15 protein-coding genes are annotated in these 16,382 nt (G+C 55.9%); 11 read left to right on the top strand and 4 right to left on the bottom strand.

Going from position 1 to position 16,382, the window contains the following annotated elements; all coding sequences use genetic code 11:
- Positions 1 to 157 precede the first annotated feature (157 nt).
- The 8 genes from E1J53_RS24700 to E1J53_RS16625 all read left to right on the top strand — a co-directional run bounded on the left by E1J53_RS24700 (position 158) and on the right by E1J53_RS16625 (position 8,470).
- Entirely contained in the window at positions 158 to 4,195 is a 4,038-nt protein-coding gene (locus tag E1J53_RS24700; RefSeq protein WP_173021532.1) for an ATP-binding protein, read from the top strand.
- Positions 4,196 to 4,353: 158 nt separating this feature from the next.
- A complete protein-coding gene (locus E1J53_RS24475) occupies positions 4,354 to 4,479 on the top strand; it encodes a hypothetical protein (RefSeq protein WP_256366214.1) in 126 nt (41 codons plus the stop codon).
- Between the two features lie 38 nt (positions 4,480 to 4,517).
- Positions 4,518 to 5,012 carry a hypothetical protein gene (locus E1J53_RS24000; RefSeq protein WP_173021531.1) on the top strand — a complete coding sequence of 165 codons (495 nt, stop codon included), beginning with the start codon at positions 4,518 to 4,520 and terminating at the stop codon, positions 5,010 to 5,012.
- A 10-nt stretch (positions 5,013 to 5,022) separates the two neighbouring features.
- Entirely contained in the window at positions 5,023 to 5,511 is a 489-nt protein-coding gene (locus tag E1J53_RS16645; protein WP_173021530.1) for a rhodanese-like domain-containing protein, read from the top strand.
- A 102-nt stretch (positions 5,512 to 5,613) separates the two neighbouring features.
- On the top strand, positions 5,614 to 6,417 hold the full coding sequence (locus tag E1J53_RS16640) for an energy transducer TonB (protein WP_134273461.1): 804 nt from the start codon (positions 5,614 to 5,616) through the stop codon (positions 6,415 to 6,417).
- A gap of 87 nt (positions 6,418 to 6,504) precedes the next feature.
- Positions 6,505 to 6,741: a DUF434 domain-containing protein gene (locus tag E1J53_RS16635; protein WP_134273462.1), complete on the top strand. Its 237-nt coding sequence runs from the start codon at positions 6,505 to 6,507 to the stop codon at positions 6,739 to 6,741.
- A gap of 115 nt (positions 6,742 to 6,856) precedes the next feature.
- Positions 6,857 to 7,666 carry an energy transducer TonB gene (locus E1J53_RS16630; protein ID WP_173021529.1) on the top strand — a complete coding sequence of 270 codons (810 nt, stop codon included), beginning with the start codon at positions 6,857 to 6,859 and terminating at the stop codon, positions 7,664 to 7,666.
- 105 nt (positions 7,667 to 7,771) lie between these two features.
- Entirely contained in the window at positions 7,772 to 8,470 is a 699-nt protein-coding gene (locus E1J53_RS16625) for a DUF434 domain-containing protein (RefSeq protein ID WP_134273464.1), read from the top strand.
- Between the two features lie 29 nt (positions 8,471 to 8,499).
- On the opposite strand, the gene dnaX is transcribed toward E1J53_RS16625, so the two are convergent.
- Positions 8,500 to 10,236, bottom strand: coding sequence for a DNA polymerase III subunit gamma/tau (dnaX, locus tag E1J53_RS16620; RefSeq protein WP_134273465.1), 1,737 nt, complete (start codon positions 10,234 to 10,236; stop codon positions 8,500 to 8,502).
- A 151-nt stretch (positions 10,237 to 10,387) separates the two neighbouring features.
- Between dnaX and E1J53_RS16615 the strand changes: the two genes are divergently transcribed.
- On the top strand, positions 10,388 to 10,885 hold the full coding sequence (locus tag E1J53_RS16615) for a hypothetical protein (protein ID WP_134273466.1): 498 nt from the start codon (positions 10,388 to 10,390) through the stop codon (positions 10,883 to 10,885).
- A 16-nt stretch (positions 10,886 to 10,901) separates the two neighbouring features.
- Here E1J53_RS16615 and E1J53_RS16610 read toward each other — a convergent pair whose 3' ends face one another.
- The 3 genes from E1J53_RS16610 to E1J53_RS16600 form a co-directional block, all read right to left on the bottom strand.
- Positions 10,902 to 13,451 carry a sigma 54-interacting transcriptional regulator gene (locus E1J53_RS16610; RefSeq protein WP_134273467.1) on the bottom strand — a complete coding sequence of 850 codons (2,550 nt, stop codon included), beginning with the start codon at positions 13,449 to 13,451 and terminating at the stop codon, positions 10,902 to 10,904.
- Positions 13,452 to 13,654: 203 nt separating this feature from the next.
- Positions 13,655 to 13,990 (bottom strand): DUF4296 domain-containing protein, encoded by a 336-nt coding sequence (locus tag E1J53_RS16605; RefSeq protein WP_134273468.1) that lies wholly within the window; start codon positions 13,988 to 13,990, stop codon positions 13,655 to 13,657.
- On the bottom strand, positions 13,987 to 14,484 hold the full coding sequence (locus E1J53_RS16600; RefSeq protein ID WP_134273469.1) for a histidine phosphatase family protein: 498 nt from the start codon (positions 14,482 to 14,484) through the stop codon (positions 13,987 to 13,989). The genes E1J53_RS16605 and E1J53_RS16600 overlap by 4 nt, the downstream gene beginning before the upstream one ends.
- A 98-nt stretch (positions 14,485 to 14,582) precedes the next feature.
- On the opposite strand from E1J53_RS16600, the gene E1J53_RS16595 reads away from it, so the two are divergent.
- Together E1J53_RS16595 and E1J53_RS16590 are read left to right on the top strand one after the other, a co-directional pair.
- Positions 14,583 to 15,263 (top strand): response regulator transcription factor, encoded by a 681-nt coding sequence (locus E1J53_RS16595; protein ID WP_134273470.1) that lies wholly within the window; start codon positions 14,583 to 14,585, stop codon positions 15,261 to 15,263.
- Positions 15,264 to 15,268: 5 nt separating this feature from the next.
- Positions 15,269 to 16,318, top strand: a complete 1,050-nt coding sequence (locus E1J53_RS16590) for a cell wall metabolism sensor histidine kinase WalK (RefSeq protein WP_134273471.1) — start codon at positions 15,269 to 15,271, stop codon at positions 16,316 to 16,318.
- Positions 16,319 to 16,382 lie beyond the last annotated feature (64 nt).

Below are 16,382 nucleotides of genomic sequence, written 5' to 3'. Positions count from 1 at the left end.
TTGGATTGTAACTGTAGGGTAGATGTTTTTGCGGGGGAAGTTTGGTGTGCCTGGTGCCAAAAAGGATTTCCCTTCCGAAGGGGACACGGCAGATTCTTGCGGAAATTCTTGTTATGTTTTACCCCAACATTATCTTTCGGGTCGTAACCGTCAGAAGGTGATCCGATCGCTAACCCTCGTCTTGCTGTCCATCGGGTGTTTGTTATTCAGCCTGTTTCCTGCCCCCTTGCCGGCTCAGGAATACGTGGTCAGTGCCCGTGAGTTCCGGACGACGGAAGGACTTTCCAACGATCAGGTACTCTCACTGCTGGAGGACCGGGAAGGATTCATTTGGATCGGGACCAAGTACGGCCTTAACCGTTTCGACGGACATAACTTTCGGGTTTACACCAAAGATGCTGACGGCCTGCAGTCCAATATCGTGGACCAACTGCTCGAAGGGCCGGCCGGTAACGTTTGGGCGATTCGCTTCGAAGAAGATCGGGGGAAGTACAAGTATTACAGTATTGATCTGGTCGACCCGGACCGGGAACGCGTCCAATCACTGACGGCAGTTTATCCTGACCTGCCGTTTACCCTGGAAGAGTTGGAGCGAATATATTCGGTCAGCGAAGGCATTCTCTTTCAGCTGGCCGACGGGAAATATCATCTACTGGACGGGCGGGCCTGCCGCCCCTTGCCCTTTCCCCGGGATTTTGGGTTTATCGGCGCAGCGGGGGAAGACATTTTTTTCGGAAAGCTGGGCGATGGCTACGGCACGCTTAATCTGAAGGGAGAGAGAACAATGTTCGTCCGCTTGCCCGAAGAACTGATCGTCGCCCACATGGCCAGCGATTATCGGGGGAACCTCTGGTGCCTGGCCGGAGAACGGATGCCGGGCAACGGAGGACTACAGATTACCCGCTTACTGAAGATTGATGAATCGGGCCGCGTTACGGAACGGGACCAACTTGATCACAGCAACCGGGACATATTATTTACGGGATTTCGCAACGGACGCTCCTTACTTTACCTCGTTGGGGGAGACATTCGGGAGTATGATCTGGTGTCGGGGAAGGTACTGGTCAATCGGGGGGTATTGAAAAACCGCAAGGTGATCAACCCGGCCTTTGTGCTGGGAGACCGGAACGAAGGTCTGTGGCTCGGGGATTACCTCGGGCTCCGCATTCTTTCCCTGGAAGCTTCCCGCTTCACGACCTACCTGAAGGATCAGGACAACCGGGTTTCCGCCCGGGGGATGGTGGTCCTGGATAACGATTTAATTTATACCTATCCCGCCGGTCCCCACGCGATCAATCTGAACACGGGGGAGAACCGTAGAATTTCTGAAGGAGAATCCATCATGGTATTCCCAACGCCCTTTTCGGTGAGGCGCCTCCCCAACGATCACCTGATCTTTGGGGGCAAGCAGATGATCGAGACCGACGGGGAGGGAAGGGTCCTGAGAACATCGGACCTGTCTGCCTTAGGGACCAAGCGCGTCTGGAGTTTCACCCGGGACGGGGAGGGGCAATATTGGCTGGGCTTTGGCCGGGGAGAGGTGGTCGTGATGGACGGGAATCTGGAGGCCTATCGCATGGTGCCGGAAAACGGATTCACGGACTTTAGTCTGGGAACCAAGTGGCATTTTTTGGAGGACAGTGATCATCTCTGGGCGGCCACGCAGAACGGACTGTTTCTGATTGAGAAGGATAAGGGTGTAGTCGCTCAGTTTGGCGCTAATGCGGCCGAAGATTACTATCTGCCGGCCGTTATCTTCCACCATATCCACCAGGATCAGCGGGGAGATTACTGGCTGGCCACGGGGGATGGTGGTTTGATTCAGCTGTCCTATGATCCCCGGGCGCCGAGTAAACCAGATTACCGACAATACCGTAAAGTGGACGGACTGCCGAGTTTGGAGCTCTACGCCGTACTGGAAGACGCAGAGGGTTTCCTCTGGATCAGTACGGCCAATGGACTGGTGCAGTTTGAGCCCACGAGTAAGTCCATGGTGGTCTACTACGAAGAGCAGGGGGTGGCGGATAATGAGTTTAATCGGCTGTCACATTATCAGCACACCGATGGCAGAATTTTTCTCGGGGGGTTAAACGGGATTACGGCTTTTTCGCCCGCAGAATTTGATCAGGCGGAGGAGTATCAGGTCCCCCTGCGCCTGTCGGCTGCGTCCCTTTTTTCCTCCGAGCAGGATGGGGTCAGAAGCGTCCGTAATGACTTTATCCGAAAGGGGGCATTAACGATGTACCCAACCGATAATTTCCTTAATCTGGAATTTGCCCTGCAGGATTATTTCTACAGCGACCTCGTCCGCTATAGTTACCGGATTCCGGGCATCCGGGAGGAATGGACCGCCCTGGAGGGGAATAATTTGCAACTGGTTGGGCTGCCCTACGGGGCGCATTCGCTGGAAGTACGCGCCCGGGGACGGATGAACCGACTTTCCTCCCTGCCGCTACAAATCGAGTTGATTGTTGTCCGGCCTTTTTACCTGCGCTGGTGGTTTCTCCTGCTGGTGGGGTTTACCCTGTTGGTGTCGGTCTGGCAGTACACCAGTCGCCGAAAATATGCCCTGCTCAGGCGGCAGGAAACCCTGGAGAAAATGGTCGCGGAGCGGACCCGGACCATCCGGGAAGATAAAAAGTTGATCGAGGAGCAGGCGGCGCAATTGAGGGAACTGGATGAGCTGAAATCTCAGTTTTTTGAGAACGTATCCCACGAGTTGCGGACGCCCCTGACGCTGATCCTTGGTCCGCTGGAGAGAGTCCTGAAGCGAAACCGACTGGAAAATCAGGATTTTACCCTCTTGCACCTGATGCGGGATAACGCCAAAAAGCTGCACAAGCGGATTAACGAGTTGCTGGACCTGTCGAGCATCGATGCCATGCGTATGAGTCTCGAACCCGAGCCCATCGTCCTCTACCCCTACGTAAAAAGTATCCTGGCCCAATTTGAAGGCAGCGCCCGTTTACGGTCCATTAATTTGTCCTTTGAATTCGCTCTGGACCATGAGTTACGGATACTGGCGGATCCGGATAAGGTGGAAAAAATCATTTACAACCTCCTTTCCAACGCCATCAAGTTTACGCCTGAGGGTGGCCAGGTAAGTGTACGGTGTGAGCGGCAGGGGGAGCAACTGATCCTTCGGGTCCGGGATACGGGGATCGGTATACCGGAGCGGGACCTTTCGGGCATCTTTGATCGCTTTCAGCGCGTCAGTACGGAGGAGCACTACGAGGGAACGGGTATTGGTCTGGCCCTGTGCAAAGAGTTGTCAGAACTGATGGAGGGTACAATCAGCGTCGACAGCGTAATGGGGGAGGGTAGTACGTTCACCCTTTCGATTCCCCTGGTGGAGACCTTTGCCGCAGCCCCGCAGCCCGTCGCGGAGGAAGTGACGCCGGCGATCGGGGAGTTGTCCGCCGAAACGGCGGACATTTCCGGGGAACCCATTCTGGTGGTGGAGGACAACCCCAGCCTGCGGGAATACCTGCGCCTGATTCTGGAAGACTTCCACGTGCGGACGGCGGCCCACGGCCGCCAGGCAATGGACATCCTCGAGGAAGGATTTACTCCGGCCCTCATCGTAACGGACATCATGATGCCGGTCATGGACGGAATGGAACTGCTGCGGGAAATTCGCAGCCGACCGGACTGGCGAACCTTACCGGTGATCATGTTGACCGCAAAGGCGGGGTCAACCGAAAAAATTAATGCGCTGCGGGTGGGGGTGGATGACTATCTGACCAAGCCCTTCGCCGAGGACGAACTAAACGCCCGGGTACACGCCCTGATCGAAAACAGTAGGGCCAGACTCGGGGAGCGAGCTAATGGTGCCGGGCATCAGTCGGCAACGGAGCCGTCCAACAAGCCGGTATCCCGGGCAGATTTGAAGTGGCTCGAAGAGGTGGAGGCCATCATTATGGCCCGCGTTGGCGACCCCACCTTCGGCATTGACCAACTGGCCGACCAACTGAATATGTCTACCCGCCGGGTGCAGCAAAAGATCAAGGCGATTACGGGGATGACCCCGAAAAAATATCAGCGGGAGATCCAGTTGGAACGCGCCCGTCGACTGCTAGAAAGCGGAGAATTCCGCTCGGTCGCGGAGGTCAGTTATCAGATCGGCTTTTCCGACGCTCATTATTTCTCCAAACTGTACGAAAAGCGCTTCGGGAAGCGCCCGAGCGAATACTGACAAAAGCGAAATTTCCCTTTTGACGGTAGCCATTTCGCATTTCTCCTGAGTTTCTTCGAGTTTATCCGGTGCGGGAGGGCGGAGCTTTGGGGTGTCAGTCAGAAAGAGCAGTGCTTTACTGACTGGCGACCACAAAACCGCTAAACTCACCCATCGCCATGAAGAATAACGAACAAACCACCCAGCCCAACGATCGCCAGCATGTGCTCATCTGCACTTGCTGCCTGACCTTCTTCCCGCTCGTGTACCTCATTGGTTCCTCCCTCCGCCACCTGTTGGCGTAACCGTTGGCGGTATTCGTGACGCCCGAAACGTAAATGCTATGAACGCTCCGCCCGTCATCATTGAGGTCCTTTCCCGAAAGGATGATCTGACCATCCGGCACACCCTCAACCGGGTGCTCTGGGCGGGCCTTCTGGTACTCACGGTACTCCTCGTGATGATGTGGCGGCTTACGAACGATCCATCGGGTCTGATGACCATGGCGGGCATTTTTTTGCTGCTGTACTGTAACGCAATCTTCTTTTTACGGAATACAATGATGGATCGATACATCAGAAGCCTCTACCTGGAGGAAGAAGGATGCTATTTATCCACGGGGGACCCCGGCACCTGCGCGCATGCGCCCTCAAATGCTGCCGGCGCTTTATCACCCACTACACTGTACTACAAGCAAGAGACCCTCACGCTGCATGAAAGAAGTGAAACCTCCACCGAAGCCAATTCAATCTACCGGGTACTTTCCCGCCGGGACTGGAGCGTCGTTAAACACCTCAAACCCGTCCATTCCCCATCGCCGCTCCTCCAGCGTCACTAATTATCCACTCATGACCGCCCTCGCCGTAGCAAAGAACCACCGGCCACTCATCGTTGACGTCCGGGAGCACGCCGAATACCGGGACCTCCACCTGTACGGCTCGGTAAACATCCCCTCCACCAATTTCTCCGCGCAGGATTTCGCGGCCTATCGCGACCGGAACATCTACCTGGTTTGTAATACGGGGCGTCGCGCCCGGAGCGTTATGGAATCTTTGTCTGCCGCGGGCTTTGCTAACGTGCAACTCTGTGAGATTCAAATGCAAAATTATCAGGAGCAGCACCAGGCCAACCCCGGCATTGAGGGGAGCTGGACGGTGGACCGACAGTTTCGCCTCTTTCTCGGGGCCATGCTGTTGCTCTCGCTGATCGGGCTGATGGCCGGAAACACCACCTTCCTGACCGTCCCCCTCATCATCGCGCTGGGCCTCACGATCACCGCAGTGATCGACCGCTGTTACCTGAAAATGCTGATCGCCCGGGCACCCTGGAACCGGTAGTAGTAGTAACCCCCTCCAATGTTGTACCTTGGTGAGCGAATGAGTGCAGCATAAACGCCTAATTAACCTTCCAGCTATTCTGGACGCTACCTATTGTTTTACATGAGAATTTCGCTCACGATTGCCCTGTTGGTTTTCGCCTCTAGCACTGTATTAAGCCAGCAGATAACGAACCCCGATTGCCCGCCCGACACCAGCCTGAATATTTATAAGGTGGTGCAAAAGATGCCCATTTTTCCGTGCGAGGGGTGTGCCGAGGAACCTGATTACGGGGCCGCCAAGGCAAGGGCCGATAAAGCCATGCTGGATTTTGTTTACAGTCACCTTAAGTATCCAGAAACAGCGGTTGAAGACGGCGCCCAGGGAATGGCCGTGGTGAGCTTTTACATTGAACCCTCCGGGTGCATTTCCAGCGCAAAAGTAGTCCGGGATGTTGGACGGGAAGATATTGGCCAGGCGGCGCTGGATATTCTGAAAGCCATGATTGAGGAAAAGGTCATTTGGCTACCCGGCAGGCAGGATGAAGAACCCGTCAGAGTGGTTTTCAATCTTCCCATTAAATTCAAGTTGGACCAATACCCCTGGAAAAGTCGCAACCGAAATGCACCCACGGAGCGAGAACCTGAAATGTACTTATCCGATGACGAAGAGATTGAAATCGGTTTTAGTTACGACTACGAGGAGCTGGTTCTAAAGGTGTACTACGACAGCTACGTAAAGGAGGACGTGATCTTGAAACTGTACGATTGGAACGGAGTCTTCCTCAAAGAGATTCCCTTTAAACTAAAGAACCGCAATCAGGAGAAAGTGCTCGACGGCAAGCTATTCATCGAGCGGCCGTCTAATTTCAAACTGGTTAACGAAGACGGTCAATTGCTGGTGGAAGGAGTTGTGCTGGTGTACTGACCGGAGAAGTTGCCAGGAAGAAGTGTTATATCTTGTCCGGCGACCTAATCGGTAGGACTAAAGTACCCACATCCCCAACAGCCCAGCATGCGCAATCGAGGCCCCCAACCCAACGACGATAAGCTATTTGCCGAGCGGCACCACGCCGCGCTGCGCGCGGCCACCGATGATCTCTCCTGGCTCCTGGCCCGGGCCTACGGCGTGGATTCGGCCCTGCAACTGGTGGGTAACCGCAACCGGCTCAACAAACGGCAGCGGCAGGCCGTAGCCCGGATGGCGGCGGCTCCCGGGAAGGGGGCTGCCCGGATATCTGCGGGCCGCTGAAGTGCTGAAGCGAGTATTTCATATTGTCGTACCTTGGACACGATGAGTGCCCGGGAACACCTGATTACTACACTACCTATTACCACCTATGCGACTACTTGCAACTTTTACCCTTATGTTGCTCAGCCTTCCTTCCCTTTTCGGCCAGGAAATTGTTAACCCATTTTGTCCCCCCGAAGACCATCTTGAAGTATACAAGGTCGTGGAACAAATGCCACTTTTCCCCTGTGCTGGGTGCGCGGATGAAGACTATGCAGTCGCTAAGGCAAGGGCGGATAAGGCCATGCTGGACTTCATCTATGCACATCGTGAATATCCCTTTAAGGCCGTGCGGGACGAGGCCGAGGGGATGACCATTGTGTCCTTTATTGTAGAACCCTCCGGGTGTTTATCCGGGGCACAGGTGGTAAGAAAGGCTGGACGTAACGATTTTGCGGAATCCGCACTGAATACCGTGAAGGCAATGATCGACCAAAAGTTGATCTGGGTTCCGGGCCTGAAGAACGGTCAACCGGTGAGGGTTGAATTTAATTTGCCCATCAAATTCAAATTAGATCAAACTACCGGCCAACCAGAGGAATATAAACCCCGGAATTACTCCCCTACGCGCCAGCAGGAGCCCCAACGTAGTGCACCAGTACCTTCATTTTACCTTTCGGCTGATGAAAACATTGAAATTGGTTTTGACTACGATTATGAACGGACCACTCTCGCGGTCAAATACGATAGTTACGTCAAGCAAAACGTCGTGCTGAAACTGTACGATGAGACCGGTGCCTTCATCCGGGAAGTACCCTTCAAACTGCGTAATCGATACCAGGAGAAGGTACTATCTAACCAGCTTTCCCTGGGACCATTGACTACCTTTAAACTGGTTGCCGAGAACGGAGAGGTCCTGGTGGAGGGCGAAATCCGGGACCGGTAAATAAGGAGATTGCCTTAGCTTCATCGGCGAGGGACTCGGGAATGAGGTAGGAGTGCTTTGCCGACTACCAATCCGTCCCCCGTAATTAAATGACCAACCAGTAGCATGCGCAATCGCGGTCCCCAACCCAACGACGATAAGCTATTTGCCGAGCGGCACCACGCCGCGCTGGGCGCGGCCACCGATGATCTCTCCTGGCTTCTGGAACGCGCCTACGGCGTGGACTCGGCCCTGCAACTGGTGGGCAACCGCTACCGGCTCAACAAACGGCAGCGGCAGGCCGTAGCCCGGATGGCGGCGGCTCCCGCCGCCGTGGCCAACCGGTGGGCCCGAAGCCTACCTCTGGCGGACATACCGGACCGGCAGGTAGCCATTGACGGGTTTAATCTCCTCATTCTCCTGGAAACGGCCCTGAGCGGCGGGTACCTCTTCTGCGGCAAGGACGGCACCTACCGCGACCTGTCGAGCGTACACGGTAGCTACAAGCGGGTCCGACAAACGCAGGAATCCATCCATCGGGTGGGGGAGGCCCTGCGGCCCGCGGCCGCCGTCACCTGGTACTTCGATGCCCCCGTCTCGAACAGCGGGCGGCTCAAAACGATCCTGCGGGAAATCGGCGAAGCAAGGGGATACGACTGGACGGTGGAACTCGTACACAACCCCGACCGTGACCTCGTGGCCCTGCCCGATGAAGTAGTCATCGTCAGCTCCGACAGCTGGGTACTCGATCACTGCGGTGCCTGGTGTAATCTGGGGAGGGAACTGCTGGAAAAGGAAGAGAACCTTCAGCTGTTTACTTGCTAAACCTTTGCCCTGGCACCTACCCCTAAAACTTACTCCTCCGGCCGCAAATCAAACCGTTTGCGCAGATCGTCGATGGCGGGATTCTTCTCCCGCATCTTCAGGAATTTATCCTTGGCCGTCAGGCGTTTTTTTACCGCCGTTTTGGCGGGGCGCAGGCTTTCGTCCACGGCCAGGCGCATGATCAGTCCGGGCCGTTGAAAGTGGTCCCGCAGGTGCTGGATCAGGGAATTGTCCTCCCGCAGCGAGGCCATCACCCGCTGGGAGCCCACGCGCACCACGACTTCTTCGGCCTCCAGGGTGGGTTTGGCCATTTTCAGGTGGAGCCCCAGGGTCGAACTGCCCTGTAATTCCAGAAAGGCCGCCCAGGATTCGTGCAGTCCCGCTTCGTCCAGCGGCGGGAGCTCTTCGGCCGCTTCCTCCGCGGCATCCTCCTCCTCGATCTCGGCCAGCATATTGTTGAGGTCGAGGCTCTGAAAAGCGGGCGCAACGTCTGGACTGGGGGCTGCGGGAGCGGGCTCGGCGTCGGGCTCCGCCGGAGGGGCGGAGTCTTCCGGCAGCTCGGGGCCCTCCGGTTCAGGAGGGCTTACTTCAGGACTTTTTTTTTCCGGGGGCGTGACCGCAGGTGCCGTGGCGGAATCCGCAGAAGCCACGACGACGGGGGTATTGCGGAAGGCCCGGCGGATGCTGACCATTTTGAGCAGGCTCATCTCCACGTGGAGTCGCTTGTTGCGGGCCAGGCGGAAGCCCAGGTCACAGTCGTTGGCGATGTCCAGGGCGGTGAGTAACAGGTCCGGCGGACTGAGGGCCGCCTGCTGGTGGTAGCGCTCCCGGAGACGGTCGCCCACCTCCAGTAGTTTTAGCGTATCGGGCGTTTTACAAACCAGTAGGTCCCGGATGTGGGCCGCCATGCCGTTGAGGAATAAGTCCTCGTCGAATCCCTTGCGGAGCACCTCGTCGAAGAGCAACATCATGCCCGCCCGGTCTTCGGTCAGGATGAAGTCGACCGCCCGGAAGAAATAATCGTAATCGAGCACGTTGAGGTTCTCGATTACGCCCTCGTAGGTGATTTTCTTTCCGCTGAAGGAGACGATGCGGTCGAAGATGGAAAGGGCATCCCGCAGGGCGCCATCGGCCTTCTGGGCGATGATGTGCAGAGCGTCGGGATCGGCCTCGATGCCTTCCTGCGCACAGATGCCCTCCAGGTGGCCGATGATGTCGGAGGGCTGAATCCGCTTGAAGTCAAAGATCTGGCACCGCGAAAGGATCGTCGGAATGATTTTGTGCTTCTCCGTGGTCGCCAGGATGAAGATGGCGTAGGGTGGGGGCTCTTCGAGGGTTTTCAGGAAGGCGTTAAAGGCCGCCTGACTCAGCATGTGAACCTCATCGATGATGAACACCTTGAAGGATCCCTGCTGGGGCTGGAACCGCACCTGCTCGGTCAGCGCCCGGATGTGGTCTACGGAGTTGTTGCTGGCCGCATCCAGTTCCGTGATGTTCAGGCTGGCGTTATTGTTGAAGGCCACGCAGCTGTCACACGTATTGCAGGGCTCAAAATCCTCCGTCCGGTTCTGGCAGTTAAGAACCTTCGCCAGGATCCGCGCCGAAGTGGTTTTCCCCACCCCCCGCGGACCGCAGAACAGGAATGCGTGGGCGAGGTGGTCCGTTTGCAACGCATTCTTGAGGGTCTGCGAGACGTGCTGCTGACCAACGACCTCGTCAAAACGGACGGGGCGGTACTTACGGGCGGAGACGACGAAATTTGACAAAGAATTCCTTTATGTGCTACGCGTAAAGGTAAGGACCGAAGGGTGAAATAAAAAGCTGGGAGGGGCCGTGTGGAATTTCTCCGGGCCCATCGTCCCTACGGCAAAATCACGGGTACTGTACCCGTTTTACGTCACCCTAAATCCTGCTTTTATGTTGCTCTTTCGTTGCTTTTTGTTCTGCCTGCTGGCCTTCGGGTTACCCTCGCTGGTCGAGGCCCAGCGTTCCTTTGCCGATCTTGGAGAAGTGAAGGCTATGGTATTCAATGACACCATCATGCTCAAGGCTTTCCGAACGGTTCCCAGCCTCGTTACGGTAGACCGCAAGGGAGTCGTTCGCCCGGCGGGCAAACACCGCATCTTTTATTCCAAGAAATTCAAGCGCCTCATTATCGGCACGCCAGATAAGGGACTCGAACTCAAGGAGGCCTTTCGCCTGCTGGGGAAAGGCCCCGGAAGCCTCGGCCCCAACGCCGAACTCCGCTGTTATCAGTGTGGTTGCACCCCCGTGTCAAAGGCCACTCCCAACGGGCAGGCCAAACAATGTGACGGATCCTGTCCCTGTCTGGGCTGGATTGTGATCGTCCCAACCCGGCCGATCGAGTACGAGACCCTCGATGGCCGTTGGACGAATTGGGGAGGCTTACCCTAGCATCCCCGGGTGTTCGTTAGCGCGTGAATTCGTTCCGGTCAATGCCCAGCTTGTTCATTTTGCTGAGCAGGGTGCGGCCGTTGAGTTGCAGCAACTCAGCGGCCCCGCCCGGACCGGTAACCTTTCCCTTGGTTCGCCGCAGGGCCTCCACGATGTACTGCCGCTGCATTTCTTCAAAGCTTACCAGTCGGTCTCCACCCAGTTGCAGCCCCTCGCTGCGGTCCGCCCGGCGCAGCGCCCGCAGGCTGGCGCCCAGATTCAGGGTGGAGGTATTGGAGGTGATCACGGCACGTTCAACGAGGTTGATCAACTCCCGCACGTTGCCGGGGAAATCGTATTCCTGTAATTTCTCCAGGTCGCGCTGACTGATCTGGGTAATGGGACGCCCCATTTTAGTGGCGTATAGCTTGGTGAAGTGTTTCACCAATACGGGAATATCCTCCCGGCGCTCGCGCAGCGCCAGGTTATGAATGGGGAAGACGTTGAGTCGGTAGTAAAGGTCTTCCCGAAAGGAACCATCATTGATCATGGATTCCAGATCACGATTGGTGGCGGCCACCACCCGGACGTCCACTTTAATGCTTTCGGTAGCGCCGATGCGCTGAATCTCTCCCTCCTGTAGGGCCCGCAGAATTTTTGCCTGCATGTCCAGTGGGAGTTCGCCGATCTCATCCAGGAAGATGGTCCCACCGTCCGCGATTTCAAACTTGCCCTTCTTTTGCGCGAAGGCACCGGTGAAGGCCCCCCGTTCGTGGCCAAACAACTCACTTTCGATGAGGTTATCCGGCAGGGCGGCGCAGTTCACGCTCACCATCTGGCGACTGCTGCGGTTACTGAATTGGTGAATGGACTGGGCGAGCAATTCTTTACCGGTTCCCGTTTCCCCCGTGATGAGCACGGTTGCGTCGGTGTCCGCTACCTGAGCCACCTGGGCCAGGATTCTTTGGTATTTGGTGGAAACGGTAATGATGGGCCCCGTGGCTTCCGCCGTTTCAATTTTCTCCTTCAGCGCTTCATTTTCGCTTTCCAGCTGTTTGCGCAGTTCATCTACCCGGCGTTTGGTTTGCTGTAAGCGGCGTCGGTTGTTGTATTCGGCGGTAACGTCGCGGCACAGCAGGCACAGAAACAGTTGATTGCCCGCCGCCACCTGTGCAAACCGGATTTGCAGACTCCGCTGATCCCCGCTGGCCGTAGCGAAGACGTAATCGACGGCCGCCCGTTGGCGGCCATCGAGTTGCTCCTCCCTGATTTCCGCGAGCGGGGGGATTTCCAGATCCGGCATCAGCCCGGCAATATCCTGGCCGATGAGTTCCAGGCTGGTCTTACGACTCAGCTTCTTGCGGGCGGCGGTATTGAGCATCACCAGCCGGTTATTGGCGTCGAGCCAGATCACCCATTCTTGCAGGCTGTTCAGGGTCGTGGTGTGCAGCTCCCGGTTCTCGTGGTCTTCTCGGAGCTGACTGAGGTCCTGAACCACCGCCACCATCAGTTTACGGTCACCCGATTCGCGAAAGTGCAGGACGGCCCGGCTGGGGAATTTCCGTCCGTCCTTACAGAGGGTTTCTGAGGTGAATTCCAGGAAATCCGTTTGGGGAAGTTCTTTCACGAGCTCCGCAAATCGTTCCCGGTCTTCCTCCGGGACGAGGTCGACCGCCCGACTTCGGAGCAGTTCCTGGCGATTATACCCCGTCGCTTCCAGGGCGTGTGCGTTGGCGTAGATAATGTTGCCTCCCTCCATGTCCACCCAGTAGACCGTATCCTGGCTGCGGTCAAGACTAAAGGCCAGAGCTTCGGCCTGGTCATCCAGCCCGACCTGGGGGCTACGGTCAATCGGTGGCGCGGCGCTACCGTAGACTTTGTAAACCTCCAGTTCATTCTCTACCGATTTCCCCCTCACCCGGAGGGAAAGGGTCGGCTGGTCGGCCAGGGTAACTTCAACGATACGGTCAAAGGTCTTGGCGGAGTGCAACACCTGTTCCAGATTACTATTTGCTCCCGAAAGTTCCCGGTCGCTCAACAATCCCCGCAATATTTCGGCAAATTCCGCCGCGGGGTAGTAGTCCCGTTCGGGAGAAAGGGCCAGCCACCGCCGCAGCGGCGGCGCGATGAACACCTGACCGGTGATGAGATTCCACTCCCAACCGGCAATGTCGCCGTGATCCTGTACCAGTTCCAGTAGGTCCGCCTCGCGCTGGACGGATTCCGTGGAAGAAAATACCACCACGCAGGTAGCGTGAACCTGCTGGGAGCTGGCGAAGTTAACTCTCCCCCGCACGTTGAAGAGCTTCCCGTCGGCGTTGACGAATTCAGTTTCCAGTCGCTCGCCGCCTAGTTCCAGGAGTTGCTTCCAGTACTTCCTCCACCCCAACAGACTGAAGTGAGGATTGATCTCAAAGTAGGAGCTTTGGGTCAGGTCTTTTTTGGCGTATCCGAGAATTTGGGCGGCCGCAGTGTTTGCCTCCGCAATTTTACCCTGCTGGTCAATCCACAACACCCCTTCTCCGACCAGGTCAAAGGTCGCGCGCTGGGCCATATTTTGCTGATCCGAATCGGAAGGTGTGGACATGGGAGTTCTAGAGAGAAAAGAAACGGCTATTGGCGAAGATACACGATTTTCTGCCTACCGATGAATTTGAAAAAATCAGCGGCGGGAAAGGCTATTTGGGCGGATGGAGGAGGGGAGATACTTCGAATTTGTTCCCTGATGACGGCACCTTGTTTATTCATAAGGTCGCCTCAGTGGTCGAAGCAAAGTACCGTAAGCTAAGCCTAGTTTTCAGACCGTTTTACCTGTCTGCGGGAAACAATTTCCCCCGCTTTTGAGTAGAGGGAGTCGATCCAGACGGGTTCCTGGCGAACCAGCCACATTACGCTATCAAATTCTTCCTGGGTGAGATCGTATTCTGCTAAAATGGAGAGCATGTAAACGTCCCGCATGGAATCCCGGACCATCACGGGAACCTCACCCGTGAGGGCTTCCGCCAGTTGCAAATCGGCAATCAGGGGCGCCATCTCGTCCAGGTCGACGGGGGGAAGTCCGGGGCCGTTTTGGGCACAGGACCAGAAAGCGGTGGCCAGCAGTACGGACCACATTAATTGTTTCATGTCACTTGTTTGGGGTACAGAAAGGCCGTACGCCTGGCCTTTTCGAGTTCAAAATCCTTCCATTTCTTAACGTCAATCGTTGCACCAACGATGCCACAGGTCGGAACGTTACCGATGTATTGGTCGTTTTTCAGCGCGTTGGCCACGTCCGTGAACCCGGGGTTGTGGCCAAAAATGAGCACCGTTGACCACTTGTCCGGAAGCTGGCGAATGGCCCTTTCGATGGTCTTCGGACTGGCGTGGTACAGCTCGTCCTGAATGAGCACCTGATCCTTATCGATGGAAAAGGCATCGCGGAAGTATTTGGCCGTTTTCTTTGCCCTTTTGGCGGAAGAAACCATTAAACCATCCGGACTTATCTTGGTGGATAGCAGTCGTTGGGCCATGAGGGGGGCATCTCTACGGCCACGGGTGTTCAGTGGGCGCTCGTGGTCGCTCAGGTAAGGTTCTGCCCAGGAACTCTTAGCGTGACGAATGAAGAACAGGCTTTTCATAAGGGGGGTAAATGTACATGCTCTTAACGGTGAGTTAACCGTTTGCAGACGCTTTTAGACTAATTTTGCACTTTATTTGAATTAAACGGCAACTCCCCATGAATTCCGCCAAAATACTACTGGTCGACGATGAACCCGATATTCTTGAGATCCTGGAATACAATCTTCGTCGGGAGGGCTACGAAGTCGCCACCGCCGATAACGGTGAGGAAGGTTTGCGGAGAGCAGAGGAAATGCGGCCGGACCTCATCATCCTCGACATCATGATGCCCATCATGGACGGGGTGGAAGTCTGCCGCCAGTTGCGCGCCAGAAAAGAATTCGACAATACCGTCATTACTTTCCTTACCGCCCGGGAAGAAGACTATAGCCAGATTGCGGCCCTGGATACCGGCGGTGATGACTACATCACCAAACCCATCCGGCCCCGCGTACTCCTCAGCCGGGTAAAGGCCCTGCTGCGACGTGGCGAACGTAAAGAGCAGGAGGAAGTTACCTCCATTGCCATCGGAGACATCGTCATCGACCTGGAGCAGATTGTCGTTCTCCGCGGCGAGGAACGCATTGAACTGGCCAAGAAAGAGTTTGATCTCCTCAAACTGCTGGCCTCCAAACCCGGCAAGGTGTTCAGCCGTGACGAGATCTTTAACAAGGTTTGGGGCACGGACGTCATCGTCGGTAACCGTACCATTGACGTGCATATCCGCAAGCTGCGGGAGAAGCTCGGTGATCACTACATCAAGACCATTAAGGGTATTGGATACAAATTTGAATTTTAGTTCCCTTGCTGAAGAATAAGACCCCAAGACAAATTGCCATCCGCGCCGGATTATCCCTGGGCGTGGCCAACATCATCAGCCTGTTCCTGCTGATGGGCGCCATGTCCTTTGAGTTTAAGTGGTGGATTTTTCCGGTTTTCTTCCTGCTGAGCTCCGCCATCAGCTATTACGTCATCCTGATTTACCTGGATAAATACATCTACCGGAAAATCAAGCTGATCTACAAGACGATCCACAACCAGAAGGTGAGTACGGACATCAAGCGAGAGGGCGTGGACATGGACCAGCCCATCATCGAGGAAGTCGAACAGGAAGTCGCCGAATGGGCCACGGAACAACAGGCCCAACTGGAGCAGTACGAACGCTTTGCGGAGTACCGCCGCCGGTACGTCGGTGACATCAGCCACGAACTGAAGACGCCGATCTTTAATATCCAGGGATATTTGCACACCCTGCTGGAAGGAGGCTACCACGACGAAAGTGTCTCCCTGTCCTTTCTCAAGAAAGCCGCCAAAAACGTCGAACGGCTGCAGACCATCGTGGAAGATCTAAGCGCCATCAGCCGCCTCGAAAGTGGCGACCTGATTCTGGACTACGAGGAGTTCGACATCAAGGCGCTGGCCCAGGAAGTCATTGAGGAAATGGACCTGAAAAGCCGCGACGCGGGAATTACCCTCACCTTTAAACCCGGTGCCGACCTGGGCTTTCTGGTGCGAGCGGATCGCGAGAGCATTCGCCAGGTCCTGGTCAATCTGGTGACCAATTCCATCAAGTACGGTAACGCCGGAGGCGCCACGAAATTTGGCTTCTACGACATGGAATCCTACATCCTCTGCGAAGTGGCGGACGACGGTATCGGCATTCCCGAAAAGCACCTGCCCCACGTATTTGACCGTTTCTACCGGGTGGACAAAAGCCGCAGCCGGCAAAAGGGAGGAAGCGGCCTCGGCCTGGCCATCGTGAAACACATCATGGAAGCCCACCAGCAAACGATCAACGTACGGTCTACCCCCGGCCTGGGCAGTACTTTTGGCATCACCCTGGCAAAGGCTTAGGGGAATTGACGATTTTCATCGTTTGCCTTCCCCGGAGATATAACGCATTGACCGGGAAATTTTA

The sequence above is a fragment of the Lewinella sp. W8 genome (genome assembly GCF_004375085.3).
Lineage (GTDB): Bacteria > Bacteroidota > Bacteroidia > Chitinophagales > Saprospiraceae > Neolewinella.
The sequence above is the reverse complement of the archived record's forward strand: the minus strand, read 5'-3'. Positions and strand labels throughout refer to the sequence as shown.